General features: G+C 67.9%; 22 protein-coding genes. 9 read left to right on the forward strand and 13 right to left on the reverse strand.

The features are described 5' to 3' along the window. Positions 1-27: 27 nt before the first annotated feature. Positions 28-1104 (forward strand): citrate synthase/methylcitrate synthase, encoded by a 1077-nt coding sequence (locus ACQKLX_RS19040; RefSeq protein WP_427363125.1) that lies wholly within the window; start codon positions 28-30, stop codon positions 1102-1104. 163 nt (positions 1105-1267) lie between these two features. On the opposite strand, the gene ACQKLX_RS19045 is transcribed toward ACQKLX_RS19040, so the two are convergent. The 5 genes from ACQKLX_RS19045 to hutI form a co-directional block, all read right to left on the reverse strand. Next, entirely contained in the window at positions 1268-1828 is a 561-nt protein-coding gene (locus ACQKLX_RS19045) for a HutD/Ves family protein (protein ID WP_427363126.1), read from the reverse strand. 161 nt (positions 1829-1989) lie between these two features. Beyond that, a complete protein-coding gene (hutU, locus tag ACQKLX_RS19050; protein ID WP_427363127.1) occupies positions 1990-3657 on the reverse strand; it encodes a urocanate hydratase in 1668 nt (555 codons plus the stop codon). After that, positions 3654-4460, reverse strand: coding sequence for an N-formylglutamate deformylase (gene hutG, locus ACQKLX_RS19055; protein ID WP_427363128.1), 807 nt, complete (start codon positions 4458-4460; stop codon positions 3654-3656). The genes hutU and hutG overlap by 4 nt, the downstream gene beginning before the upstream one ends. 117 nt (positions 4461-4577) lie before the next feature. Beyond that, positions 4578-6104, reverse strand: coding sequence for a histidine ammonia-lyase (gene hutH, locus ACQKLX_RS19060; RefSeq protein WP_427363129.1), 1527 nt, complete (start codon positions 6102-6104; stop codon positions 4578-4580). Beyond that, a complete protein-coding gene (hutI, locus tag ACQKLX_RS19065; protein ID WP_427363196.1) occupies positions 6101-7267 on the reverse strand; it encodes an imidazolonepropionase in 1167 nt (388 codons plus the stop codon). Before hutI ends, hutH begins: the two co-directional genes overlap by 4 nt. A 159-nt stretch (positions 7268-7426) precedes the next feature. Between hutI and ACQKLX_RS19070 the strand changes: the two genes are divergently transcribed. Continuing rightward, positions 7427-8794 carry a formimidoylglutamate deiminase gene (locus ACQKLX_RS19070; RefSeq protein WP_427363130.1) on the forward strand — a complete coding sequence of 456 codons (1368 nt, stop codon included), beginning with the start codon at positions 7427-7429 and terminating at the stop codon, positions 8792-8794. A 13-nt stretch (positions 8795-8807) separates the two neighbouring features. Continuing rightward, positions 8808-9557 carry a histidine utilization repressor gene (hutC, locus tag ACQKLX_RS19075; RefSeq protein ID WP_427363131.1) on the forward strand — a complete coding sequence of 250 codons (750 nt, stop codon included), beginning with the start codon at positions 8808-8810 and terminating at the stop codon, positions 9555-9557. Positions 9558-9600: 43 nt separating this feature from the next. On the opposite strand, the gene ACQKLX_RS19080 is transcribed toward hutC, so the two are convergent. After that, positions 9601-9867 (reverse strand): glycine zipper domain-containing protein, encoded by a 267-nt coding sequence (locus ACQKLX_RS19080; protein ID WP_427363132.1) that lies wholly within the window; start codon positions 9865-9867, stop codon positions 9601-9603. Between the two features lie 346 nt (positions 9868-10213). Here ACQKLX_RS19080 and ACQKLX_RS19085 point away from each other — a divergent pair, with 346 nt between their 5' ends. The 4 genes from ACQKLX_RS19085 (at position 10214) to ACQKLX_RS19100 (ending at position 12701) form a co-directional block, all read left to right on the forward strand. Further along, positions 10214-10597: a PRC-barrel domain-containing protein gene (locus ACQKLX_RS19085; protein WP_244543758.1), complete on the forward strand. Its 384-nt coding sequence runs from the start codon at positions 10214-10216 to the stop codon at positions 10595-10597. 184 nt (positions 10598-10781) lie between these two features. Further along, on the forward strand, positions 10782-11771 hold the full coding sequence (locus tag ACQKLX_RS19090) for a diacylglycerol/lipid kinase family protein (protein WP_427363133.1): 990 nt from the start codon (positions 10782-10784) through the stop codon (positions 11769-11771). An 8-nt stretch (positions 11772-11779) separates the two neighbouring features. Then, positions 11780-12475 carry a phosphatase PAP2 family protein gene (locus ACQKLX_RS19095; protein ID WP_427363134.1) on the forward strand — a complete coding sequence of 232 codons (696 nt, stop codon included), beginning with the start codon at positions 11780-11782 and terminating at the stop codon, positions 12473-12475. A 73-nt stretch (positions 12476-12548) separates the two neighbouring features. Next, complete coding sequence (locus ACQKLX_RS19100; RefSeq protein WP_427363135.1) at positions 12549-12701, forward strand: hypothetical protein; 153 nt, start codon at positions 12549-12551, stop codon at positions 12699-12701. Between the two features lie 4 nt (positions 12702-12705). Here the strand turns inward: ACQKLX_RS19100 and ACQKLX_RS19105 are convergent, their stop codons facing one another. Continuing rightward, complete coding sequence (locus ACQKLX_RS19105) at positions 12706-13920, reverse strand: polyhydroxyalkanoate depolymerase (protein ID WP_427363136.1); 1215 nt, start codon at positions 13918-13920, stop codon at positions 12706-12708. Positions 13921-14068: 148 nt separating this feature from the next. Here ACQKLX_RS19105 and ACQKLX_RS19110 point away from each other — a divergent pair, with 148 nt between their 5' ends. Further along, positions 14069-14722, forward strand: a complete 654-nt coding sequence (locus ACQKLX_RS19110) for a glutathione S-transferase family protein (protein WP_427363137.1) — start codon at positions 14069-14071, stop codon at positions 14720-14722. Between the two features lie 12 nt (positions 14723-14734). On the opposite strand, the gene ACQKLX_RS19115 is transcribed toward ACQKLX_RS19110, so the two are convergent. Next, a complete protein-coding gene (locus ACQKLX_RS19115; RefSeq protein WP_427363138.1) occupies positions 14735-16099 on the reverse strand; it encodes a sensor domain-containing diguanylate cyclase in 1365 nt (454 codons plus the stop codon). A 216-nt stretch (positions 16100-16315) separates the two neighbouring features. Beyond that, positions 16316-17119 carry a GAF domain-containing protein gene (locus ACQKLX_RS19120; RefSeq protein ID WP_427363139.1) on the reverse strand — a complete coding sequence of 268 codons (804 nt, stop codon included), beginning with the start codon at positions 17117-17119 and terminating at the stop codon, positions 16316-16318. A gap of 197 nt (positions 17120-17316) precedes the next feature. Here ACQKLX_RS19120 and ACQKLX_RS19125 point away from each other — a divergent pair, with 197 nt between their 5' ends. Next, the gene (locus tag ACQKLX_RS19125; RefSeq protein ID WP_427363140.1) at positions 17317-18762 is read left to right on the forward strand and encodes an aldehyde dehydrogenase family protein; all 1446 of its coding nucleotides are present in this window, start codon (positions 17317-17319) and stop codon (positions 18760-18762) included. 74 nt (positions 18763-18836) lie between these two features. On the opposite strand, the gene ACQKLX_RS19130 is transcribed toward ACQKLX_RS19125, so the two are convergent. From ACQKLX_RS19130 to ACQKLX_RS19145, 4 genes are read right to left on the reverse strand one after another with little or no spacing between them, the layout of a single operon-like run. Further along, a complete protein-coding gene (locus ACQKLX_RS19130) occupies positions 18837-19544 on the reverse strand; it encodes an HAD family hydrolase (protein ID WP_427363141.1) in 708 nt (235 codons plus the stop codon). A 14-nt stretch (positions 19545-19558) separates the two neighbouring features. Then, positions 19559-20437: a transglutaminase family protein gene (locus tag ACQKLX_RS19135; RefSeq protein WP_427363142.1), complete on the reverse strand. Its 879-nt coding sequence runs from the start codon at positions 20435-20437 to the stop codon at positions 19559-19561. A gap of 10 nt (positions 20438-20447) precedes the next feature. Continuing rightward, complete coding sequence (locus tag ACQKLX_RS19140) at positions 20448-22970, reverse strand: circularly permuted type 2 ATP-grasp protein (protein ID WP_427363143.1); 2523 nt, start codon at positions 22968-22970, stop codon at positions 20448-20450. A gap of 8 nt (positions 22971-22978) precedes the next feature. Continuing rightward, a complete protein-coding gene (locus tag ACQKLX_RS19145; protein WP_427363144.1) occupies positions 22979-26362 on the reverse strand; it encodes a transglutaminase family protein in 3384 nt (1127 codons plus the stop codon). Positions 26363-26401: the final 39 nt, after the last annotated feature.

Here is a 26401-nt window from a genome sequence, read left to right on the forward strand (position 1 = left end):
GGGCGAAACTTTTGAGGAGTTCCTGACATGTCCGATGGTCTCGATGACGTCGTCGCCGCCCATACCGTGCTCTCCGAGGTCGACGGCGCTGCCGGCCGCCTGGTGATCCGCGGCCACAGCCTCGCCGAGCTCGCCGGCCGCACCAGCTTCGAGGAGATGGCGGCCCTGATGTTCGACGGCTTGCTGCCCGGCCTGCCACGAAGCACCGAATTGCCGATGGCGCTCGGCAAGGCCCGGGCCGATCTCTTCGGCATCGTCGAGCGCACCGCGCTCTCGGCCGATCTCGGCCCGGTCGAGGCGGTTCGCGCCTGGACAGCGCAGATCGGCGATGGCGAGGGGGCTGACACCGCGCTCAAACTGCTTGCTGCGCCTGCCGTCTTCACCGCAGCCGCTGTGCGCAAGCAGCGTGGGCTCGCCCCGATCGCCCCGGACCAGGCACTGTCACAGGCGGCAGACACGCTGCGCATGCTGCGCGGCGAAGTGCCGACGCCGGCGCAGGCCGCGGCACTCGACACCTATCTCGTCACGGTCGCCGATCACGGCCTCAACGCCTCGACCTTCGCCGCGCGCGTCGTCGCTTCGACCCGGGCCGGGCTGGTTTCGGCCGTGCTGGCCGGGATCAGCGCGCTCAAGGGCCCGCTGCATGGCGGCGCGCCCGGGCCGGTGATCGAGATGCTCGATGCGATCGGCGAGCCGGCCAATGCCCGCGCCTGGCTGGAGGATGCGCTGGGTCGCGGCGAGCGGTTGATGGGCTTCGGCCATCGCATCTACCGCGTCCGCGATCCGCGCGCCGATGCGCTGAAGCAGGCGATCGCCAAGCTCGGCGCCGATGCCGGGCGCCTGCGCCATGCCGAGGCTGTCGAGCAGGCGGCGCTCGCCATCCTGCGCGAGCGCAAGCCCGGCCGCTCGCTCGAAACCAATGTCGAGTTCTACACGGCGCTGCTGCTGGAGGCGCTCGGCTTCCCGCCGGAGGCCTTCACCTGCGTCTTCGCGCTCGGCCGCACCACCGGTTGGCTCGCCCATGCCCGCGAGCAGATCGAGACCGGCCGCCTGATCCGGCCGCAATCGGTCTATGTCGGCCCGGAGCCGCGGCAGGCGGCGTAGGTCGGGTGAGGCGCGGGGAACCCTTCTCCCGTGTGGGAGAAGGGCAGGGATGAGGGCCTGCCCTTGCCGCAGAAGGTTCAACGGCTCCGTTGCATTCCAATAATTCGCGGCGGTCCCTCACCCCTACCCCTCTCCCATCCGGGAGAGGGGATCCCGCGCTTACCTACTTTGCAGTCAACCAGACCGCATAAAGCTCAGCCTCGCCGCCGCTAACGGTAAGCTCGACGCGCCCCGGCTTGTCGAGAACCGCATTGTCGCCGGCGGGCAGAGCCGCACCATTCACCAGCCAGTCGCCCTTGCGGGCGACCAGCGCCAACAGGCCTTCGCTCGCAGCGAGCGAACCAGCGCCCGATACACGCTCGACCCGGTGCTGCCAGCGGCCGCGGCGGCTCATCACATTGAGATCGTCGATCGGCCCGTTGACCAGGAGCCCCTCGACCGCCCGATCGGCGGCGAAAGGGTAGGGCGCGCTGCTGCGGTCGAGCCTGATGCGCTCGCCGTCGCCGAATGCCAGCGTGATGCCGGCCCCGGTCAGCACAGACAACGTCCGGTCGATGCCGGGGAAGGACGAGAACGGCCCGTCTGCGCCCACATGGGCCATGCTGATGCGCCAGTCGAAATCGTTGAGCGAGGCGCCTTCCGGCGCCACAGCGATCTCGGTCGTCGTCCCGCCGCCGTTCTTCCACGGCATGACCAGGCAGTCGGCGGCGCGGATGATGCGCATGGAACGGTCCTTCGTATTCGCGCTCAATATTTGTCATTCCGGGGCGCCCGAAGGGCGAACCCGGAACCTACGACTGGGTGCAACGTCGCGATGGGGCAAGGCTCGCCCAGTCGTGGGTTCCGGGTTCTCCGCTGCGCGGAGCCCCGGAATGACATGTGGGTTCAGCCCAGGATGCCGGGCAGATTCAGCCCCTTCTCCCGGGCGCAGTCGAGCGCGATGTCATAGCCGGCATCGGCATGGCGCATCACGCCGGTGGCCGGGTCGTTCCAGAGCACGCGCGACAGGCGGGCGGCCGCGTCATCCGTGCCGTCGGCGCAGATCACGACGCCCGAATGCTGCGAGAAGCCCATGCCGACGCCGCCGCCATGATGCAGCGAGACCCAGGTCGCGCCGGACGCCGTGTTGAGCAGGGCGTTGAGCAGCGGCCAGTCGGAGACCGCGTCCGAGCCGTCCTTCATCGCTTCCGTTTCGCGGTTCGGCGAGGCGACCGAGCCGGAATCGAGATGGTCGCGGCCGATCACGACCGGCGCCTTGAGCTCGCCGGACCGGACCATCTCGTTGAAGGCGAGGCCGAGCCGGTGGCGGTCGCCGAGGCCGACCCAGCAGATGCGCGCCGGCACGCCCTGGAACGAGATGCGCTCGCGCGCCATGTCGAGCCAGTTGTGCAGGTGCTTGTTGTCGGGCAGCAGCTCCTTCACCTTGGCGTCGGTCTTGTAGATGTCCTCCGGATCGCCGGAGAGGGCGGCCCAGCGGAACGGGCCGATGCCGCGGCAGAACAGCGGGCGGATATAGGCCGGCACGAAGCCCGGGAAGGCGAAGGCGTTCTCCAGCCCCTCTTCCTTGGCGATCTGGCGGATGTTGTTGCCATAGTCGAAGGTCGGGATGCCCATGTCTTGGAAGGCAATCATCGCCTCGACATGCTCGCGCATCGAGGCGCGCGCCGCCTTCTCGACGGACTTCGGATTGCCCTCGCGCGCCTGCCGCCACTGGCCCATGGTCCAGCCCTTCGGCAGGTAGCCGTTGACCGGGTCATGGGCCGAGGTCTGGTCGGTGACCATGTCCGGCCGGATGCCGCGGCGGACCATCTCGGGCAGGATCTCGGCACAGTTGCCGAGCAGGCCGACCGACTTGGCCTCGCCGTTCTTCGTCCAGCGCTCGATCATCGCCAGCGCCTCGTCGAGGCTCGATGCCTTCTCGTCGAGATAGCGGGTGCGCAGGCGGAAATCGATCGAGTCCGGGTTGCACTCGACGGCGAGGCAGGAGGCGCCGGCCATCACCGCGGCGAGAGGCTGGGCGCCGCCCATGCCGCCGAGGCCGCCGGTCAGGACCCATTTGCCCTTGAGATTGCCACCATAATGCTGGCGCCCGGCCTCGACGAAGGTCTCGTAGGTGCCCTGCACGATGCCTTGCGTGCCGATATAGATCCACGAGCCGGCCGTCATCTGGCCGTACATGGCGAGCCCCTTCTTATCGAGCTCGTTGAAATGGTCCCAGTTCGCCCAGTGCGGCACGAGGTTGGAATTGGCGATCAGGACGCGCGGCGCATCCTTGTGCGTCCGGAACACGCCGACCGGCTTGCCGGACTGGACCAGCAGGGTCTCGTCGGCCTCGAGCTGGCGCAGGGCCGCGACGATGCGGTCGAAATCCTCCCAGGAACGGGCGGCGCGGCCGATGCCGCCATAGACCACGAGCTCCTGCGGGTTCTCGGCGACGTCCGGATGCAGGTTGTTCATCAGCATGCGCAGCGGCGCTTCGGTCAGCCAGCTCTTGGCGCTGAGTTCGGTGCCGGTGGCGGGGCGGATGACGCGGGTATTGTCCAGGCGGGTCATGACTTCGTCCGTTCGATATGGGTGGCGGCCGCGAGCGCGGCCTCGATCATGGCGGCGAGAGTGGCTTGCAGGCTGGCGGCCTTGCCCGGGGCGAAGGTCCAGGGTGCGGCTTCGTCTTCGAGATAGGCGGAGAGCGCGATCTCCATCTGGAGCGCGTGGACGTGTTCGGCCGGGCGGCCGTAATGACGGGTGATCCAGCCGCCCTTGAAGCGACCGTTGACGACATGGGTGAAGGAGCTGCCGGCCATCGCGGCGGTCGCAGCGGCTTCGACCGCAGGCGCGGCGCTGACGCCGGAATTCGTGCCGAGATTAAGCGTCGGCAGGGTACCGGGGAACAGGCGCGGGATCACCGCCTTGATCGAGTGGCAGTCCCAGAGCAGGCAGAAGCCGTGCTGCGCCTTGGCGTGTTCGATCTCGGCGGCGAGCGCGTCGTGATAGGGCCGGAAATAGGCCTCGCGCCGGCGGGCGATCTCGGTTTCGTCGGGCGCCGTATTCCAGATCGGCGCGCCGTCGAAGGTGGTGGTCGGCACCAGCTCGGTCGTCGCCTGGCCGGGATAGAGCGAGACGCCGGCCGGGTCGCGGTTGAGGTCGATGACGAAGCGCGAGAGCTGCGCCTCGACGATGGTCGGCTGGAAGCGCTCGGCGAAGCCGTAGAGCTGGCGCATATGCCAGTCGGTGTCCTCGACCAGTGTGCCGCGCGCATTGAGCTGGGCCGCGACCTCGGCCGGCAGGCCGGTGCCGGGATGCGGCATCGACAGGACCAGCGGCGAGGAACCGCGCGTGACCGAGACGATGTCAGCCATGCCGGCCTCCAACGTCATGCTCGGCCTTGTGCCGAGCATCCACGTCTTGACCACGTTCGACCAGCGAAGACGTGGATGGTCGGGACAAGCCCGACCATGACGGAACTGTGGAGTTTTTCATGCCGAAAGCTCCCCATAGCTGTCGACGCCGGCGGCCTTGCCGAGCGCGCCCGAGAGCACGAGCTCGGTCGCGGCGGCGAGGTCGGGCGCGAGATAGCGGTCCTCGGTCAGCGGCGCGATCCGCTCGCGGATCAGCGCCAGCACCGGCTCCAGCCGCGGCGAGGTCTTGAGCGGGCGGTGATGTTCGATCGCCTCGGCTGCGGCCATCAATTCGACCGCCACGATGCTCGCCGCGTTCTTCGCCATCTCGATCAGGCGGAAGGCGCCGTGCGTCGCCATCGAGACATGGTCTTCCTGATTCGCCGAGGTCGGGATGGTGTCGACCGAGGCGGGATAGGCCCGCTGCTTGTTCTCGGAAGCGAGCGCCGCGGCCGTCACCTGCGCGATCATGAAGCCGGAGTTGAGGCCGGCATCGCGGGCGAGGAAGGGCGGCAGGCCGCTCATCACCGGGTCGACCAGGAGCGCGATCCGGCGCTCGGCGAGGTTGCCGATCTCGCAGGTGGCCATCGCCAGCATGTCGGCGGCGAAGGCGACCGGCTCGGCGTGGAAATTGCCGCCCGAGACGATCTCGCCCGGCCCCAGCACCAGCGGGTTGTCGGTGACGGCATTGGCCTCGATCGCAAGCGTCGCCGCGGCATTGCCGAGCAGGTCGCGCACCGCGCCCATCACCTGCGGCTGGCAGCGCAGCGAATAGGGGTCCTGCACCTTGCTGTCGCCGAAGCGGTGGCTTTCGCGGATCTCGCTGTTGGCGATGAGGTCGAGCAGCAGGGCCGCCACCTTGATCTGCCCGGGCTGGCCGCGCAGCTGCTGGATGCGCGGGTCGAACGGCGTGTCGGAGCCCTTGAGGGCATCGACCGAGAGTGCGCCGGCGATCAGCGCCGCATCGAAGACGCGGGCGACGCTGGCGAGGCCGGCCAGCGCCAGCGAGGCCGATACCTGCGTGCCGTTGATCAGCGCCAGGCCCTCCTTGGCGCCGAGCGTGAGCGGCTGCTGGCCGATCCGCTTCAGCGCTTCGGCGGCGGGCAGGACTTCACCCTTCAGCCTGATCTCGCCAACGCCCATCAGGGCGGCGGTCATGTGAGCGAGCGGGGCGAGGTCGCCGGAGGCGCCGACCGAGCCCTTGGCCGGGACGACCGGCAGCGCGCCGGCCTTGAGCGCGCCGACCAGCGCCTCGACAACGACGGGACGAACGCCCGAGGCGCCGCGCGCCAGGCTCGCCGCCTTCATTGCCAGGATCAACGCGACGACGGAATCGGGGAGGGCAGGGCCGGTGCCGACCGCATGCGAGAGGATGAGGTTGCGCTGCAGCGTGGTCAGGTCGTCATCGGCGATGCGCACGCTGGCGAGCTTGCCGAAGCCGGTGTTGACGCCATAGGTCACGGTGCCGGCCGCGACGATGTCGTCGACGATCGCCTGGGCGCCGGCGATCGCGCTGGTCTCGGTCAGGGCGACGGTGGCGCCGTCGACGACATGGCGCCAGTCGGCGAGGCGGGCCTTGCCGGGGGTGAGCGAGAGCGTGGTCATTGTCCGTTCCGGATGCGGGTGTGAAGCGGGTTGAAGCCGATGCGGTAGGCAAGCTCGGCCGGGCGCTCGATCTCCCAGACCGCGAGATCGCAGGCCTTGCCGGCTTCCAGCGTGCCGATCTGGTCCTGGAGTCCAAGCGCGCGGGCGGCGTTGCGGGTCATGCCGGCCAGAGCCTCCTCCGGTGTCAGCCGGAACAAGGTGCAGCCCATGTTCATGGTCAGCAGCGGCGAGGTCAGCGGCGAGGTGCCGGGATTGGCGTCGGTGGCGAGCGCGATCGGCACGCCATGCTGCCTGAGCAATTCGATCGGCGGCTTCATCGTCTCGCGCAGAAAGTAGAATGCGCCGGGCAGAACGACGGCGACGGTGCCGGCTTTGGCCATGGCGATCACGCCGGCCTCGTCGAGATGTTCGAGATGGTCGGCGGAAAGCGCGCCGAAGCCGGCCGCCAGCGCCGCGCCGCCGAGATTGGAGAGCTGCTCGGCATGGATCTTGACGGGCAGTCCCTTGGCCTTGGCCGCGTTGAAGACGCGGGCCGTCTCCTCGGGCGAGAAGGCGATGCCCTCGCAGAACACGTCGACCGCATCGGCGAGCTTCTGCTCTGCGATGGCATCCAGCATCGGACCGCAGACGAGGTCGACATAGTCGCTTTGCCGGCCCTTGAACTCGGCCGGCACCGCATGGGCGCCGAGGAAGCTGGTCTGCACGCCGACGGGACGCTCGCGCCCGATCCGGCGGGCCACCGCCAGCACCTTGACCTCGCTGTCGATGTCGAGCCCGTAGCCCGACTTGATCTCGACAGTGGTGACGCCTTCGGACATCAGCGCGGCGAGGCGCTTGTCGGCGCTGGCGAAGAGTTCGTCCTCGCTCGCCGCGCGCGTTGCTTTCACGCTGGAGACGATGCCGCCGCCGGCGCGGGCGATCTCCTCATAGCTCGCGCCCTGCAGGCGCAGTTCGAATTCATGGGCGCGGTCGCCGCCATAGACGAGATGGGTGTGGCAATCGATCAGGCCGGGGGTGATCCAGCGGCCTTCGCAGTCGGTCACCTCGGCCTGACCGAAGCTCGAGACCTCGGCACGCGGGCCGGCGAAGACGATACGGCCATTGCGGGCGACGATGACGCCGTCCTCGATCACGCCATAGGGCGTACTCGCATCGGCCGCCATGGTCGCGAGCCGGGCATTGGTCCACACTCGGTGGCTGGGGGAAGGGGTCGCCGCCACGTCGCCTCCTCTCGACTTCGTTGTCGTTACGATTATGCTAGACAATTGCATATGCAAATAGCAAGCTCGATTTGCATATGCAAATAAAAAGGGACAGCTCGCGTGACCGGACCCACGACCCTGCACCTCGCCCAGGGGCTTCTGCCCGAGGGCTTCGCCGAGAACGTCACGCTGACGCTCGATCATGGAACGATCATGTCGGTCACGACAGGGCAGGCGGTGCCCGCGGGCGCGACGAGACTTTCAGGGCTCGCTCTGCCCGGCCTGCCGAACCTGCACAGCCACACCTTCCAGCGCGGCATGGCGGGCCTCGCCGAGCGCCGCGGCGCCTCCGAGGACTCCTTCTGGACCTGGCGCGAGGTGATGTACCGCTTCCTCGATCGCCTGAGCCCTGACGATGTCCAGGCGATCGCCGCGCAGGCCATGGTCGAGATGCTGGAGGGCGGCTTCACCGCGCTCGCCGAATTCCATTACCTCCATCACGACAAGGACGGCGCGGCCTATGCCGACATCGCCGCCATGGGCGGGGCGATCGCGGCTGCAGCCGAGGAAACCGGCATCGGCCTGACGCTGCTGCCCGTGCTCTATCGCTATGGCAATTTCGGCAAGGCGCCGGCTGCGGCGGGCCAGCGCCGCTTCCTCAATGATCGCGACGCCTATGCGCGCCTGATCGAAGGCAGCGAGAAGGCAGTCGCCGGCCTTCCCGATGCCCGCGTCGGCATGGCGCCGCATTCGCTGCGGGCGGTGGCGCTCGAAGATCTGAATTGGGTCGCAGAGCTGCGCTCGGGCGTGCCTTTGCACATCCATGTCGCCGAGCAGACCCGCGAGGTTGAGGACAGCCTCGCCATCACCGGCCGCCGCCCGGTGGAGCTGCTGATGCAGAACACCGCGGTGAACGAGCGCTGGTGCCTGATCCACGCGACGCATCTCAGCGATGCCGAGCGCGATGCGATGGCGCTCTCCGGCGCGGTCGCGGGCCTGTGCCCGATCACCGAGGCCAATCTCGGCGACGGCATCTTCGACGGCGTACGCTATCGCGAGAAGGGCGGGCGCATCGGCGTCGGCAGCGATTCCAATGTCGAGATCGGCGCCGGTGGCGAATTGCGCCTGCTCGAATATTCGCAGCGCCTGCGCGATCGGCGCCGCGCGCTCTGGGCTGAGCCCGGCCTCTCCGCAGGCCTCAGGCTCTGGCAGGATGCCTGCGCCGGCGGCGCCCAGGCTTGTGGCCGCCGCATCGGTGCGATCGCCGTCGGCAATCGCGCTGACTTCGCCGTCCTCGATGCCGAGCATCCCGCAATCATCGGCAAGGGCGGCGATTTCGCGCTCGACAGCGCGATCTTCGCCGCGCCGGCCCTGCCGGTCGCGGAGGTGATCGTCGGTGGAAAGCCTGTGGTCAGCGGCGGCCGGCACATTGACCGCGCCCGCATCGCTGCCCGCTATGGCCAGGTGATCCGCAATCTCCTCGCCTGAACGAAACGGAGCCATGTCCATCACTCAGATCGACGCCGTGACGCTGGACGGAGCCGGGCCGCTCTATGACCAGATCCGCCGCGCCGTCCGCGATCTGATCCTGGCCGGCACCTGGCCGCCGGGCACGGCGGTGCCGCCCGAGCATGCGTTGATGGAAAAGCTCGGCGCTTCGCGCATGACCGTGCACCGGGCGCTGGCGCAGCTTGCTCGCGAAGGGTTGATCCTGCGCCGGCGCCGTTCCGGCACGATCGTCGCGAGCCCACCGGCCAGCCACGCCATGCTCGACATCCTCTCGATCCCGGAGGAGGTCCGTGAACTCGGGCAGGCCTACAGCTATCGCATCCTGCAGCGGCGCGACGGCAAGACGTCGCGCGAACTCGCCGCCCGCTTCGAGCTCGGCCGCGCAGCCAATGTCGCGCACCTCACCCTGCTGCATTTCGCCGATGGCGCGCCGCATGTGCTGGAAGATCGGGTGATCCACCTTTCGACCATCCCGCAGGCCGCGGATGAGGGCTTCGCCGAGACGCCGCCGGGCGACTGGCTGCTGCAGAACAGTCTGTGGACGCAGGCTGAGCACGCGATCAGCGCGATCGCTGCCGACCCGCAGGAAGCGGAACTCCTGAAGATCGATGCCGGCGAGCCTTGCCTGCTGGTCGAGCGCCGGACCTGGAACCAGGCCGAGCCGATCACGGCCGTGCGCTTGCTCTATCCAGGAGGCCGCCACCGCTTCGTCGGACGCTTCGGGCCTTACGGGGCGGTCTGAAGCGAGTGGCGGGTTTTAGCCGCCACTCGCAATCTGCTTTACATCAGCAGGCGTAGCGGACGCGCCGGCCCCATTCGTCGCGGCCGTAGCAGATCTGATCCGGCGAGGTCGCATTGCCGATGATCGCGCCACCGGCGCCGCCGATCGCGGCGCCTGCCAGCGCGCCGCCGGCACGGCCAGTCGCGGCGCCGCCGATGAGCGCGCCCGCGCCCGCGCCGATGAGCGCGCCGGTCGCGGTTCGTTCCTCACGCGGCGTGCAGGCGCCGAGCGCGGCCACCGCGGCAGTTACCAATAGAAGCTTCCTGATCATCGGACGTTCCTTCCCTTGAGGGTCGACGGCTTCGCGACGAGACATTCAAGTGTGATGTCCTGATGTGCCCCGGATGCGTGATGCTCGACAGCGCCAACTGGCGCTTGCTCGCCGCCTTAATCGCGCCGGCTGAAGCCGCTCGCTCGATCCCTCCTCAAACCGCGTTAGCCGGCTTTTGTTCCTGACGGTGGCGGCTGGGCAGTCAGCGAGCATGTCCGGCGAGCTGTTCTGGCGGTCCTGCCGACCGCGCGATTTTGTCGGCCCGGTTGGGAACCAGACGGCCTTCGCCGGGTTGATTGGACGTGCCGGCCGCGCGCCGGCCAATCAGATATGCATGGAGGGACCGATGAGCGCTACGATGACCGCAGCCTCTCACGCCGCCAACCCGTTGATCGCTGGCGCTCGCGTCGCCGGAACGGATGTCTACAACACCGCAGGCGAGCATCTCGGCTCGATCTACGACGTCATGCTCGACAAGGCGACCGGGAAGGTCGCTTACGCGATCATGTCCTTCGGTGGCTTCCTTGGCCTCGGCGAGAAATACCACCCGATCCCGTGGAGCATGCTCGACTACGATGTCGACAAGGGCGGCTATGTCGTGCCGCTGACCCGTGAGAAGCTGGAGGCCGCTCCGATGTACGGTGCCGACGGCGAGCCGGACTGGCACGACAAGGAGTACGGCAAGCGTGTGCACGATTACTACGGCACGATGCCGTATTGGATGATGTGAGAGCGCGCCTCCGGGCCGGCGTTCCACACCAAGGCGCAATTCGCGGCGGTCGCTATCCCCCCAGCCGGATCGTCGTGATTGCGTGGTGCGGGCCGAAAGGCCCGCACCTTTTTTATGCTCGCATCGCGGGTATTGGCTGCCTGCCTTGTTCCGGCCAAGAGCCGCGCCCATATCGCCGTCTGTCATGGCGCATCTGTCGGACCCCTCGCTCGAACTCGAACCGCAGGCGCAGCCGCGCTGCTTTCGCGTCATCGCCAACGCGCGCGCCGGTACGGTGCTGGAAGCGGGCGCCGACGCCTTCGCGCAGCGCATCGCGGCGGCGTTCGAGACTGCCGGATGCCGAGCCGAAGTCGAGCTCGTACCGCCGCGCCAGCTTCAGGAGCGCCTGCGGGCAGCGGTTGCCGATGATGCGACGATTCCGGTCATTGCCGGCGGTGACGGCAGCATCAATGGCGTCTTGCCGATCCTGGTGGAGTGCAAGCGCACCGTCGCGGTCCTGCCGCTCGGCACGGTCAATGTGCTCGGCCGTGACCTTGGGCTCACCGGCACCGTGGAGGAGCAGATCGCTGCGATCTGCCGGGGCGAGCCGGTCGCAATGGACCTCGGCAGCGTCAATGGCCGCCTGTTCCATTCGATCTCGGGCATGGGCTTCTTCAGCCTGATGGCGCGCCAGCGCGAATATGCCCGCCGCCGATTCCCATTCAGCCGGCTCGTTGCCTTCCTTTTCGCGGCGGCGCGCTCGATCCTGTTCACCCATCCGATCCGCATCGAGATGGAGATCGCCGGTGAGCGCCGTCAGGTCGAGGCTGACGCGGTCCTGGTCACTGTCAACCAGTTCGACGGCGCCGAATGGCGCCGCGCGCATCTCGATGGCGGCGAATTCGAGGTCCATATCCTCGATACCGGCGGCTTGCTCTCGCGTGCCAAGGCCGCGTTCTCGATGCTGACCGGCGGCTGGCGCAACTCCCACAATCTCATTTCTCTCTCCGGCACCTCGGTGACGATTACCCGCCGTGACAAGCGCCGTGGCCACGTCACCTTCGATGGCGAGGTGGAGCGTGGCTCCAGCCCGTTCGCCTATCGCCTGTTGCCGGGCGCGCTGCGGGTGATCGCAGCCCAGCCGGCCGAGCTCGAGCCCTTGCCCTACCCGGCCGAGTACCAGTTCCCTTCGTGAGGCATTCGATGTTCCTTCTCCAGCCGCGCTTCCTTCTGCCCGTCGCGGCGATCTTCGGTTTCATCGGCCTGGCCTTCTATGTCGTCTCCGACGGCAGTTCCTCGATCGACAGCGCGCTGGTGATGCTGTTCCGGGACCCGGCCAACCCTTCCGCGCCGATCGGTCCCGCCTGGTTCCGGGAGATGATGCGCGACCTGACCGCGCTCGGCAGCTTCATCGGGCTGGGAATCGCGACCGTGATCGCCGCCCTGACCTTGCGGCTCTGCGGTCACCGTCCCCTCGCGATCGGCTTGCTGGCCAGCGTCCTGTCCGCGACGGCGGCGAGCACGGTGCTGAAGCTCGCCTTCGGACGCGAGCGGCCCGACATCGTCGAGCACGCGGCGCTGACCTTCACCGCGAGCTTTCCGAGCGGCCACGCCTTCCTTGCAGCGGTCGTGCTGCTCAGCATCGCCAGTTTCGTCGGCCTCGCCTCGCGCCGCGCCGACATCGCACGGCTCTGCCTGTGGGTCGCCTGGACCCTGATGATCGCGATCGGTCTCAGTCGGATCTATCTCGGCGTGCACTGGCCGAGCGACGTGCTCGGCGGCTGGTGCCTCGGCGTCGCCTGGTCGAGTCTCGCGACCTTCCTGATCGGCCGCATCGCGACCCGTACGGAGGCTGGTCCCGCGCAGGCCGTCGCAGCGCCCAGCAAGCCCGCCGGCTGAGGGATCCGGAACCGGGCGCGGGCGTCAGCGTTGATCGGAGCGCCGAGCCGGCGCATCTGCAACGGAGTTCCTGATGACGCTGTCCCGCAATACGCTTGTCCTGTTGATCGGCTTGCTCGTCATCGGCCTCGGCGCCGTCAGCTACGCGCTCTATCAGGAGAAGAAGCAGCCCGAGGGCGTCGAGATCTCCGTCGGCAAGAACGGCCTCTCGATCAAGGAGAAATGACGGTTCAGCTGTTTGCCAGGATCATGTTCCGCACGATCGGGTAGATTTGCCCGTCCCATTTGCGGCCGGAGAACACGCCGTAATGCCCGACGCCGGCCTGCATATGGTGGCGCTTGCGGAAGGGCTTGAGCCCGCAGCACAGGTCGTGCGCTGCGGCGGTCTGCCCGAGCGAGCAGATGTCGTCGCGTTCGCCTTCGACGGTCATCAGGGCGGTCCGGCGGATGGCGCGGCAATCCACCCTCTCGCCGCGATAGGTCAGCGTACCCGCAGCCAGCCGCGCCTCCTGGAAGATCCATTGCACCGTTTCGAGATAGAATTCGGCGGGCAGGTCCAGGACAGCGAAATACTCGTCGTAAAAGGTCTTGATCGCCTCCGCCTTCTCCACCTCGCCGGTGGCGAGATGGGTGAACAGGTCGATATGCGCGTTGATGTGGCGGCTCATGTTCATCGCCATGAAGGCGCCGAGCTGGATGAAGCCTGGATAGACCTTGCGGCCGGCGCCCGGATGACGTGCGGGCACGCGGGCGATCAGGTTCTTCTCGAACCAGCCGATCGGCTTGTCGGTGGCGAGTTTGTTGACCGTCGTCGGATTGATGCGGGTGTCGACCGGCCCCGCCATCAGCGTCATGCTGCGCGGCTGTGCCGGGTGAGCGGCCTGGGCCATCACTGCCGCTGCGGTGAGCACTTGCACACAAGGTTGGCAGACGGCGACCACGTGGGTCTCCGGGCCGAGTGTCTCGATGAAGCGGATCAGATAGTCGACGTAGTCGTCATAGCCGAACGCCCCCGCCGAGAGCGGCACCTCACGCGCGTTGTGCCAGTCGGTGATGTAGACGTCATGGTCTTGCAGCAGCGTCGCCACGGTACTGCGCAGCAGAGTGGCGAAGTGGCCGGAGAGCGGTGCCACGACCAGCACCTTCGACTGCTGCAGATCGGCATCCTTCCTGAAGTGCAGCAGCGTGCCGAAGGGCAGGGTCAGAGCCGCCGCTTCGGTGACCGGTACCTCGCGATTGCCGCTCACCACCCTGTCGATGCCATAGGGCGGCCGGTCATGGGTCAGCCCGGCGCGTGTCACCAATTCGTAGCCCGCAGCGGCGGCGGACGCGCTCAAGGGCTGGCCGAGTATCGCCCGGCTGCCGAGTGCGACGATCGCGGCCTGCGCGAGCGTCCGGGCCGGATTGATGAGGTCCGATTGGGCCTGATAGGCGAGATAGAGCATCCGTCAGCGACCCTGATAGAGCCCGCGGCAAGCGCGCGAGGCCATGTTGCGCTGCAGCAATCGCGGTTCGCAAGCACGTTTTCCATGTCGCATTCTCTGGAACATGTTTTGCTATGAACCTTGATCGAGCATGCGGAGGATGCCGTCGATGGCCGCCACCTTGACGATCAGCAGCAAGAATTATTCCTCCTGGTCGCTGCGAGGCTGGCTGCTCTGTCAGCTGGCCGGGCTCGAGGTCGAAGAGATCGTGCTCTCGGTGGATGACCCGTCAGCGCGGGCGGAGCTGTTGCTGCTCTCGCCGTCCTTCCTGGTGCCTTGCCTCCGCCACGACGGCGTCGAGGTCTGGGATACACTCGCGATCGCGGGCTATCTCGACGAGCTCAGGCCCGATGCTGGCTTGCTGCCGCGGGAGGTGACAGCGCGCGCTCATTGCCGTTCGATCTCGGGGGAAATGCATTCCGGCTTCGCCAATCTCCGTTCGGCCCTGCCGATGAATCTCAAGGCTCACTATCCAGGCTTCAAGGTCTGGACCGGCGCGCAGGCCGACATCGATCGCGTTACGGAGATCTGGCGTGACTGCCTTGGCCGCTATGGCGGGCCTTACCTGTTCGGCGGGGAACTGAGCATGGCCGACGCAATGTACGCACCGGTTTGCCTGCGTTTCCTGACCTATGACGTCGTGCTCGATCCGGTCAGCGAAGGCTATTGCCAGACGATCATGGCCTGGCCGGCGCTGCGTGGCTGGATCGAGGCCGCGAAGCTGGAACCGGAGGAGCTGGAGGAGCTCGATGCCGAGTTCTGAACGCCCCTCTGCTCAGGCAGCCAGGGAGGTCTCGACGACGCGGTCGCGACCGCTGCGCTTGGCCCGGTAAAGCGCGTCGTCTGCTTGCTTCAGTAAACTCTGCGAGGAGCAGCCAGGGCCCGCCACGCCCCAGACCAGGCCGATGCTGACGGTGACCATCAGTGGGGCGCGGCCCTCGACGGGGACACGCAATTGGGCGCAGCCGTCGCGCAGCCGCTCGGCCAAGGCGAGCGCTGCGGCTTGCGTCAGGCCGGGTGCCAGGATCGCGAATTCCTCGCCGCCGAGCCGCCCGAACAGATCGTCGCGCCGCAGCAACGCCGAGATCTGCTCCGCCAGGCTCGCCAGCACCTCGTCCCCGACCGCGTGACCATATTCGTCGTTGATCAGCTTGAAGCGGTCGACGTCGAGCATCAGCAGCGCCACCGGCCGGCTCGCGGCGAAGCTCTTGGCCAGCGCCGCCTCGCCGCGCGCGAGAAAGGCACGGCGCGACAGGGTCCGGGTCAGGACGTCCTGGTTGGCGGCAAGGTCGAGCTCTCCCAGCAGGCGCGAGCGGGCGGCATTGATCGCGGCCACCATGATCGGCCCGAGCGAGAACAGGGCGACGCCGAAGCGATGCGAAGTGAGGGCGGCGGCATATTCGGCGGTGCCTGGTGTCAGCTTGGCGAGCAATACCGTGCACTGCCAGAGGCCGAGCCCGAAGGTCAGCAGCGCGGTCGGGAAGACGCCGTAGCTCAGGGCACACCAGAGGATCGCTGGAACCGGGATCGCGATCGCGCTCATGCCGCCGAACGCCGTGGCGACGAGGATCGAGGCGAGCAGGGTGGCTCCCGGAAGAACCGCCTTCGGCCGCCATGTGCCCGGCGCGGCGTGCGTGGCCAGCTGTTTGGCCATCTCGGCAAGCGGTGGCGCGGTCAGGACCATCGGCAGGACCACGAGATTGCTGGAGAACTCGCTGGTCAGGAAGAACTCGAAGGCCTGCATCGGCGGCTGGCCGAAATAGACGACGAGGCAGCCGCTGCCGACGATGGCGGCTGAGGCTGCGGCGGCGAAGGCAATCAGCAGCAGGAACAGCAGCGATTGCGGTCGTTCGAGCTGGCGATCCATGCCGGCGACGCGCTGGAATAGTAGATACCCGACGAAGGCGTTGGTGAGATTGCCCGCCGTCAGCCAGAGCGTGATGCCGATGCCGCCGCCCATCGCGAAGTCGGCGGCGAGATATCCGGCTGCCGCGCCCGCCCAGCCGAGCGGTCCGGCCCAGCCGGGATTGCGCACCATCACGCCCATCAGCAGGGCGTTGGCCGGCCAGAAGGTCGAGAGAAAGCCGAGTGGGCGGGTGAGATGGCCGAACAGCGCGGCCGCGAAGACGATCCCTGCCACCAATATTGCTGCACGCCAGGGAAGCAAACGGGATGGCGTTGCCTGCTTCTGGTTGCGAGTGGGCGGAGAAAGGAAGTTGCGAGCAAGCTTCATTGCCGTCGGAGCAAAGCAGACAAAGGTGAAGGCAAGCTGAAATGGCGCACGCAAAACCGCGCCGAACCGTCTCTCCAAGGCCAGCCGCTGGCTTGCTGCCGGGGGCTGGTCGCAGGCGAGGCGTCAGCTCTCGAACGCGAGTGCGAGATGCTGCTCTGCCCGGGAATTCACCGAGCAGAGCCTGGAGGTCGCGTCCGCATCGATCATCAGCGCGACCCTGTCCGGGATCTTCGCGGTGCTGATGACATGGACGACTGCCGCATCCGGCGAGAGCTGCCGCACGGTGCATTTGACGATCGCGCGGCCGTTGTTGAAGACGATGCGCCCAGCCTTTAGCACGCTCCGGCCATGGGCGAACTCTCTTGCCAAGCCCGACTGGCCGGCGTCCCCTGCCATGGATCCGGTCTTCGCAGCCGAACGGCGTCTCAGCTCCAGCACTTCCATAGCCAGGGCGCCGAGATCGGCCAGGCTTTCCTGGTCCCGCGGGCTGAAGCTCCGAGGCTGCGGATCGATGGCACACAAGGTCCCGATCGCATGTCCTTCGGGGCAGCGGAGCGGGATGCCAGCGTAGAAGCGGACATGCGGCTCGCCGGTCACGAACGGGTTGTCTCGAAAGCGCTCATCGGTGACGGCATCGGTCACGATCAGCGAGGTCGGCTGCTGGATTGCGATATTGCAGAAGGCCGGCCCTCGGTCGGTCTCGCAGGTCGCCATGCCCTGCTGTGACTTGAACCATTGGCGGTGGCCGTCGATGAAGCTGATCGTCGACATCGACACGCCGAAGATGCGCCTGGCGAGGCGGGTCAGGCGATCGAAGGCTTCCTCGGGCGGTGTGTCGAGCACGTCATAGCGCGCGAGGGCATCGAGACGCGCCTGTTCGCGTATCGTATCGAAGCCCGGAGATCGATAGGGTGGCGATGTCTGCACGCCGGCATCTCAAACTGCAAAGCTTACAATTCGGCAAAAGCACTCGGTTCAAAACGCACTTGAAATGCTCCGTCCGGCGCGTCGCATGCGCTCACGGCGGGGCGCGCATCGCCATTCATCGGGCCTGTCCGCATGGCCTTGCCGACCTAAACCGGTTAAGACCGGCTCCTCAATTCGGTTAGGCACGAGGTTTTGCGATGAATGCTCCCTTCAAGAATCTGATCGCCGGCGAATGGGCCGGCTCGCAGAACGCTTCGCGCAACATCAACCCCTCCAACACCAACGACGTCGTCGGCGAGTATTCGCAAGGCTCGGTCGAGGACCTGAACAACGCCGTCGCCGCCGCCAAGGCCGCCTTCCCGGCCTGGAGCCGCACCACCCCGCAGGAGCGCTACGAGGTCCTGAAGAAGGCCTCGGACGAGATCCTCGCCCGCAAGGAGGAGCTCGGAAAGCTGCTTTCGCGCGAAGAGGGCAAGACCCTGCCGGAAGGCATTGGCGAGGCGACCCGCGCCGGCCAGATCTTCGCCTTCTTCGCCGGCGAGTGCCTGCGATTGGGTGGCGAAAGCATCCCCTCCGTGCGTCCCGGCGTCGGCGTTGAGGTCACCCGCGAGCCGGTCGGCATCGTCGGCATGATCACGCCCTGGAATTTCCCGATCGCGATCCCGGCCTGGAAGATCGCCCCGGCGCTCGCCTACGGCAATTGCGTCGTGATCAAGCCGGCCGATCTCGTCCCCGGCTCTGCCTGGGCGCTGGTCGACATCATCCAGCGCGCCGGCCTGCCCAAGGGCGTGCTCAACCTGGTGATGGGCCGCGGCTCGGTCGTGGGCCAGGCCTTGCTCGAGCACAAGGATGTGCATGCGATCAGCTTCACCGGCTCGGTCTCGACCGGCCGCAAGGTCGCGGCTGCCTGCATCGCCGGCAACCCGATGAAGAAGGTCCAGCTCGAGATGGGCGGCAAGAACCCGCTCGTCGTGCTCGACGACGCCGATCTCAAGGTCGCCGTCGAATGCGCGGTGCAGGGCGCCTTCTTCTCGACGGGCCAGCGTTGCACCGCGTCCTCGCGCCTGATCGTCCAGGCCGGCATCCATGACCGCTTCGTCGAGGCCTGCATCGAGCGGCTGAAGGGCGTCACCGTCGACGACGCGCTGAAGGCCGGCACCACGATCGGCCCGGTCGTCGACCAGAGCCAGCTCGACCAGGATCTGAAATACATCCAGATCGCCCGCGACGAGGGCGGCAAGCTCGCCTGGGGCGGCGAATTGCTCAACCGCGAGAACCCCGGCTTCTATTTGCAGCCGGCGCTGTTCACCGAGACGACCAACGCCATGCGCATCTCGCGCGAGGAGGTGTTCGGACCGGTCGCCAACGTCATCCGCGTCAAGGACTACGAGGAGGCGCTCGCCATCGCCAACGACACCGAGTTCGGCCTGTCCTCGGGCATCTGCACGACGTCGCTGAAGCATGCGACGCATTTCAAGCGCAATGCCGAGGCCGGCATGGTGATGGTCAACCTCGCCACCGCAGGCGTCGACTATCATGTGCCGTTCGGCGGCCGGAAGGGCTCGAGCTACGGCCCGCGCGAGCAGGGCGCCTATGCCCGCGAGTTCTACACCACGGTGAAGACCTCCTACACGCTCGCTTGAGCGGGACGTCATCCGGGACGACCGGGGGCCGCGCCGCAAGCGCGGCCCTTTTCATAACCGCCAGGCTATCGCGTTCAATCGAACAGTGTCTGCTCCAGCCCGGCGATGCTCGGCAGCAGCAGATGGCTGAGCGGGCGCAGGACCTCGGCGCTGCCGGCGCCGGTCAGCACGGCGATGCGATAGCCAGCGCCTGCCGCAGCGGCCATATGCATGTCGTGGGTGGAGTCGCCGATCACCGCGACGGTCTCCGCCGTCAACCCGGTCGCGCGGCAGAAGCCGTCGACCATGCCGCGTCCGGGCTTGGCGCCATGACCGGAATCATAGCCGCACTGGAAAGCCAGATGCGGTTCGAGGCCGAAGCGCTCGGCCGTGGCAGCGACTGCGGCCTCGCTGTCGCTGGAGGCGATGCCAAGGACGAGCCCGCGGCCGGTGAGAGCCGCGAACAGGGCCGCCAGATCGCAGACCGGCACCGCCGCAACGACCGCCGATTGGAAAAGGGTATCGAGCTGCTCAGTCAGATCTTCGACGCCGAACGGTGCGCCAGCCTGCGCCCAGGCCTGCGCGACATCCTCGGTATTGCCTGAGGCGAGCAGCCCATCGGAGGTGGCGTAGCCGGTAACAGGATCGACGCCGGCGACCGTCAGCAATCGCGCCGCCAGATGGTCGTCGCCCAGGGCGGCGAGGCGGCCGGCTTTGAGATTGGTGGGCGCCCAGCTCGCCTGGTAGTCGATCAGCGTGCCGTCCTTGTCGAACAGGATGCCGCGAATGGCCGGCCGGCTCATGCGGTCGCCGGCAATCATATGACGGGGACCACGTCGACCTTGACGTCGAGCTTCTGGCTGCCGGGACCGACCAGCACGCCGTCGAGCGGCGAGACGTCGGCATAGTCGCGCCCCGTCGCGGTGACGATGTGGTCGTCGGCGACGACGAGATCGTTGGTCGGGTCGAGCCCGATCCAGCCGGTCTCCGGCCCGCACCAGAGCATCACCCAGGCATGGGTCGCATCGGCGCCTTCGAGCCTCGGCTGGCCCGCCGGCGGGATCGTGCGCAGATAGCCGCTGACATAGGCGGCCGGCAGGCCGAGACCCCTCAAGCCCGCGATCATGATGTGGGCGAAATCCTGGCAGACGCCGTGGCGGTTGGCGAAGGCCTCGCGGATCGGGGTCGAGACCTCGGTCGCCTCGGGATCGTAGGTGAAGTCCTTGCGGATGCGGGCCATCAATTCGCCCGCCGCTTCGAAGACCGGCCGTTTCGCCGCAAAGCTCTTGCGGGCGTAGTCGGTGATTTCCGATACGGTCGGCGCCAGCCGGCTGGGATAGAGGTATTGGGCCGGGGATTCCGGCGAAAGGCTCTGCGCCTGCAGCGCGCGCTCGGACACCTCCTCCCAGCCCCGCGTCAGGGCAGGGAAGGGCGGCGCCGCTCGCGTCACCTCGACCCGCGAAGTCATCTCGATCCTGAGTTCGCGATGCGGCCTGGAAATGGTCAGCGTCGTCGTGCGGTTGCCGAAGAAGCAGATCCCGTCGCGCCGCTCGGCGCCGCGCGGCGTCACCGCAAGCTGGCTCGTCAGCACACGCTGGCCGACCCCGTCGCGCGGCAGGACACGCAGGATGCAGCGCGCGAACGGCACCGGCCGGCTATAGGCGTAAGCCGTGAGATGGCGAATGTCGTAGATCACGCGCTTTCCACTATGCCAGGCGCGTCATCCGCGACCGTTCCGGCCTGGCGTTCTGCAGGAAGTAGCGCTCGGCCACCGCGTTGGAGAGCCCCATCAGCGACTGCTCGAAGAACAGGATGCCATGTTTGTCGAGTCGGCTCGCCTCGGCGGTGCGGCTTTCGGCGGCGAGCTTGAGCGCGAGCCGGCGCGGCTCCTCCAGCATCCCGTCATCGTTGAGCGAAGGCAGCGCTGCGATCTCCGCGTCGAGCCGCTCGATCTGGAAGGCGACCGAGCGCGGGTTGTAGGGGTCGAGCATGACGAGATCGAGCACCGGCTGCAGCGAGGCACCGAGCATGTAGCGCGAGCGATAGGTGATCTGCGAATCCGTCAGGTCGAGCAGCGCGTCGAGGCAGTTGCCGGGCGCATCGTTTTCGACGAAATGGCGGGCGAAACGGCAGGTGGTGACGCCGCGCTCGACCCGACGGCCGATATCAAGGAAGCGCCAGCCGGCGCCGCGCACCATGTTCTCCTGTGACAGGCCCGAGAAGGCGGCGAGCGATTTCAGCCCGCTATCGGCGATTTCGAAGGCCTCGCCCGCGCTGGTCGGCTTGCCGGGGTCGGCGAGCTGGCGCTGCAGGTCGCCGAACAGCCGCCAGGCATCGATCGAGAGCCGCTCGCGGATGACGGAGGCTGTGCGCCTGGCTTCGCGTACCGAGGCGGCGGCCGAGCCGTACTGGTCGAGATCGTGCAGGGCCGAGCGCGCCTGAGCCGCGACGGATCGGCTCTTGGCCCCAGCCGGTGCCGCACCCCAGGCGACGAGCAGGTTGGCGAGCCGCTTGATCGTCTCGGCATGGCCCGGTGCCTGGTCGTCGGCATTGATCAGGCGTCCGAGCAAGGCGCGCACCAGCCTGAGCGTCGCCTCGCTGCGTTCGAGATAGCGCCCGAGCCAGAACAGGTTGTCGGCGGCGCGGCTCGGCAGGATGCCGACGATACGGCGGATCGCGATCCGGTCTGGGCTCGGCAGCAGCGTCACGTGCTCGACCGGCTGGTCGGAGGTGATCCAGACATCGCTGGAGCGCACGCCGGAGCGCATCGTCACGGCGCGCGCATCGCCTTCCTCGGAAATGCGGCAGAAACCGCCTGGCATCACCTGCCAGCCATCGGGCGTTGCGGCGGCGAAGACGCGCAATGTCATCGGCCGGGGCTCCAGCCGGCCGCCCTGCATCACCGGCATGGTCGAGAGGCTGACCACCTCCTGGCCGACATAATCGAGCCCGCGCTCTGCTATGCGGGCGCGCAGCGCCTCGCGCTGATTCTTGTCGAGATCGGCGACCAGCATGGTGCCGCCGTCGAGCCCGTCGCCTGGGGCGCGGAAAGCGGCGGAGACGCTCATCTCGTCGAGCCGGTCGAGCACGATCCCGCGCTCGCGCGGCTGGCCGCACCACCAGGTCGCGATATTCGGCAGGATCAGTTCCTCGCCGAGCACGTCCTGCGCCAGCCGGGGCATGAAGCCCATCAGCGCCCGCGCCTCGACCACGCCGGAGCCGAGCCCGTTGGCAACGACGACGTTTTCGGCCCGCACCGCCTCGACCAGGCCGGGCACGCCGAGCGCCGAGGCGGCGTTGAGTTCGAGCGGATCAGCGAAATCGCCGTCGATGCGCCGCCAGATGACGTCTGCGCGCTTGAAGCCGGCAATGGTGCGCACATGCACCAGCCCGTCACGCATGATGAGGTCGCCACCCTCGACCAGCAGGAAGCCGAGATAGCGGGCAAGATAGGCCTGCTCGAAATAGCTCTCGTGCATCTGGCCCGGCGTCAGCAGGCAGATGCGCGGCTCGACCCGCCGGGCGCGCGAGACCAGCCCGGCGCGGAATCCCTGGAAGAAGCCGGCGAGCCGCTCGACATTCATCGTCCGGAACAGGTCGGGGAAGGCGCGGCCGAGGGCAAGCCGGTTCTCCAGCGCATAGCCTGCGCCCGATGGCGCCTGGGTGCGGTCGTTCAGCACCCACCAGCGCCCGTCCGGGCCACGGCCGAGATCGGCGGCGTAGATCTGGAGCTGCCCGGCGCCGGCCGTGCCTTGCACGGGCCTGAGGTAATCCGGACTGCCGGTGATCGCGGCGGCCGGCAGCGCGCCCTTGGCGACCAGCTGGCCGGGCCCGTAGATATCGCTGAGCACGGCATCGAGCAATTGCGCGCGCTGGGCGACGCCGGCGGCGATCACCTGCCACTCCTGCCCGGTGAGCACCAGCGGGGCATGGTTCAGCGGCCATGAGCGCTCGCCGGCGAGCGGGTCGCTCTCGTCGAGATCGCCATGGACGCGATAGGAGACGCCGGTGTCGCGCACATGCCGATCGGCGAGCCCGAAGCGGCGCTGCAATTCGTCGTTCGAGAGCGCCGACCATTCGGCCAGGAACGGCTCCCAATGCGGTCGGATCGATCCGTCCGGCGCCATCAGCTCGTCATAGGCGCCGGGCAGCGGCCGGTAGCCTGCGAGCAGGGCGTTGCGCCGCTCGTTGCGGACCCGCGTCGAACTCGATCGGCGCTGCAGAGCCATCCTTGACCTCAAACCCCGGGCGGGCGGCGCAGGTCGAGGGTCATCGGGAACTCCGGATTGCGCTCTTCTGCGGGAATCGCCAGCGAGCCGGGACTATGGCCGATCGCCTCGAAGCGGGCCAGCCTCCTGGCCTCCGCCTCGTAGGAATTCACAGGCGGTGTCTCGTAATTGCGACCGCCGGGATGGGCGACATGGTAGACGCAGCCGCCGAGCGAGCGACCCGCCCATGTATCGACGATGTCGAAGGTCAGCGGCGCATGCACTGGAATCGTCGGATGCAGGCCGGATGCCGGCTGCCAGGCCTTGAAGCGCAGGCCGGCGATGCTGGTGCCGGCGGCGATCTCCGTCATCGGCAGCGCCCGGCCATTGCAGGTGATGACATGGCGGCTGGGCGTGAGGCCCGTTGCCTTGACCTGCAGGCGCTCTACCGAGGAATCGACATAGCGGACGGTGCCGCCGATCGCGCCCTCTTCGCCCATCACATGCCAGGGCTCGAGCGCCTGGCGCAATTCCAGCTCGACGCCGCCCTGGTTGACCTTGCCGAAGAAGGGGAAGCGGAATTCGTGCTGCGCCGCGAACCAGGCCGGATCGAAGCGGTAGCCGGCGCGCTCCAGATCGGCGAGCACGTCGCGGAAATCCTGCCAGACGATTTCGGGCAGCATGAAACGGTCATGCAGGCTGGTGCCCCAGCGCACGAGCTTGCCTTCCTGCGGCTCGCGCCAGAACCAGGCGATCAGCGCCCGGATCAAAAGCTGCTGCGCCAGCGACATGCGGGCGTCCGGCGGCATCTCGAAGGAGCGGAACTCGATCAGCCCGAGCCGGCCGGTCGGCCCATCCGGCGAATAGAGCTTGTCGATACAGATCTCGGTGCGGTGGGTATTGCCGGAGACGTCGATCAGGAGGTTGCGGTAGAGCCGGTCGACCAGCCAGAGCGGGATCGCCGGGTCGTTCGGCCCCGGCGTCTGCGCCAGCGCGATCTCGAGCTCGTAGAGCTGGTCGTGCCGAGCTTCGTCGATGCGCGGCGCCTGGCTGGTAGGGCCAATGAACAGGCCGGAGAACAGATAGGACAGGGAAGGGTGGCGCTGCCAGTAGAGCACGATGCTCTTGAGGAGGTCGGGCCGGCGCAGGAACGGGCTGTCGGCTGGCGTCACCCCACCGAGCACGACATGGTTGCCGCCGCCGGTGCCGGTGTGGCGGCCATCGACCATGAACTTCTCGGCGCAGAGCCGCGACTGGCGCGCCTCCTCATAGACGCCGCGGGTGATCGCGACGGCCTGCGCCCAATTCTTCGCCGGGTGGATGTTGACCTCGATCACGCCGGGATCGGGCGTGACCTTGATGACGTTGAGGCGCGGATCATGCGGCGGGGCATAGCCCTCGATATGGACGGGCTGTCCGGTGGCTTCGGCCGCCACCTCGATGCTGGCGATCAGGTCGAGATAATCCTCCAGCCGCTCGACCGGCGGCAGGAAGACGCAGAGCACGCCGTCGCGCACCTCGATGCTCAGTGCGGTGCGGACCGACTCGGCGCCGAGCTCCTGCTCGACGATGTCCTGGCGCGCAGCCTGGGGCTCGCTGCTGCTGGCTGGCCGCGCCAACTGGACCGGGCCGTCGAAGCCTGGCGGCGGATCGGCCGCGACCGGCGCGCCGGGTGAACCCGCCGTGGCGGGCGCCAGCGGCCCGCGTGGCTCCAGCGGGTCCTGCGGGTGGATATGCGGATAGGCCTTTGCCGGCACATGCGGCAGCGATCCGAGCGGCAGCCGGAAGCCGACGGGTGAATCGCCCGGCACCAGGAAGAGTTTGCCGCGCCGGAGCTTCCATTTCTCCGAACGCCAGCGCCGGTCCTCCGCCGCCGCCTGCCAGCGCTGCACCGGGATGACATAGCCGCTCGGCTTGCCGAGCCCGCGCTCGAAGACGCGCACCATGCGGGCGCGCTCCTCCGGATCGGACAGCTTTGGATCAAGCGGGTCGACATTCTCCGGCAGCTGGCCTTCCTTCACCAGCCAGTGCCCGGTGTCCTCATAGGCCGGCAGCACGTATTCGGCACCGAGGCCGAGCCGCTCCGACAGGCCGGCAGCAAGTGCCTCGACCGCAGCTGAGGTCGGTACGGTTTCGTGCTCGCGATCGCTGCCGGTTTTTGCGCCTGGCTCGCGCGCGATCAGGGCGGCGTTGCGCCAGATAGGCTCGCCATCTTCGCGCCAGTAGAGCGCGAAGGCCCAGCGCGGCAGGCTCTCGCCCGGATACCATTTGCCCTGGCCGTAATGCAGCATGCCGCCCGGCGCGAAGCGCTCGCGCAGGCGCCGGATCAGCACGTCGGCGCGCTCGCGCTTGGTCGGCCCGACCGCGGCGGTGTTCCATTCCTCGCCGGTCTGGTCGTCGATCGAGACGAAGGTCGGCTCGCCGCCCATGGTGAGGCGCACATCCTGTGCCTGGAGATCGGCCTCGACCTTCTCGCCGAGCGCGTCGAGTTCGGTCCAGGATGCGTCCGAGAAGGGCAGGGTGATGCGCGGCACCTCGTGCACGCGCGTCACGCTCATGTCGAAGGCGAACTGCGTCTCGGCATAGCTCGCCAGGCCGCTGACGGGGGCGGCCGAGCGGTAATGCGGCGTCGCCGCCAGCGGCAGATGACCCTCGCCGGTGAGCAGGCCCGAGGTCGGGTCCATCCCGATCCAGCCGGCGCCGGGAAGATAGACTTCAGCCCAGGCATGCAGGTCGGTGAAGTCCTTGTCGGTGCCGCGCGGGCCCTCGAGCGGATCGATATCCGCCTTCATCTGGATCAGGTAGCCGGAGACGAAGCGGGCGGCGAGCCCGAGATGCCGCAGGATCTGGACGAGCAGCCAGGAGGTGTCGCGGCAGGAGCCGGATTTGAGCTGAAGCGTCTGCTCGGGCTCCTGCACCCCCGGCTCCATCCGGATGCCATAGGCGATCATCTGCTGGAGCCGCGCATTGAGATCGACGATGAAGTTGACGGTGTTTGTCGTCTCGCGCGGGATCGTGGCGAGGAAGGCGGCGAGCAGCGGCCCGGCCTCCTCCTTGACCAGATAGGGCGCGAGCTCGTCGCTGAGCTCGTCCGGATAGGCGAACGGGAATTCCTCGGCTTCGCTGGCGACGAAGAAGTCGAACGGGTTGATGATCGAGAGCTCGGTGACGAGGTCGACCTCGATGCGGAACTCGGTGACCGGCTCCGGGAAGACATAGCGTGCCAGCCAGTTGCCGTTCGGATCCTGCTGCCAGTTCACGAAATGCTGTGCGGGCGTGACCTTGAGTGAATAGCTCTTCACAGCCGAGCGGCAATGCGGCGCCGGCCTCAGGCGAATGATCTGCGGGCCGAGCGTGACCGGGCGGTCGTAACGATAATGGGTCAGGTGGTGCAGAGCGGCGATGATGGCCAAGAGCGGGGACCCTGTTTTGCCGCGGGCCGGGCTGGCCGC

This window comes from Allobosea sp. NPDC003192, from assembly GCF_050275675.1.
In the GTDB taxonomy this organism is placed as follows: domain Bacteria; phylum Pseudomonadota; class Alphaproteobacteria; order Rhizobiales; family Beijerinckiaceae; genus Allobosea.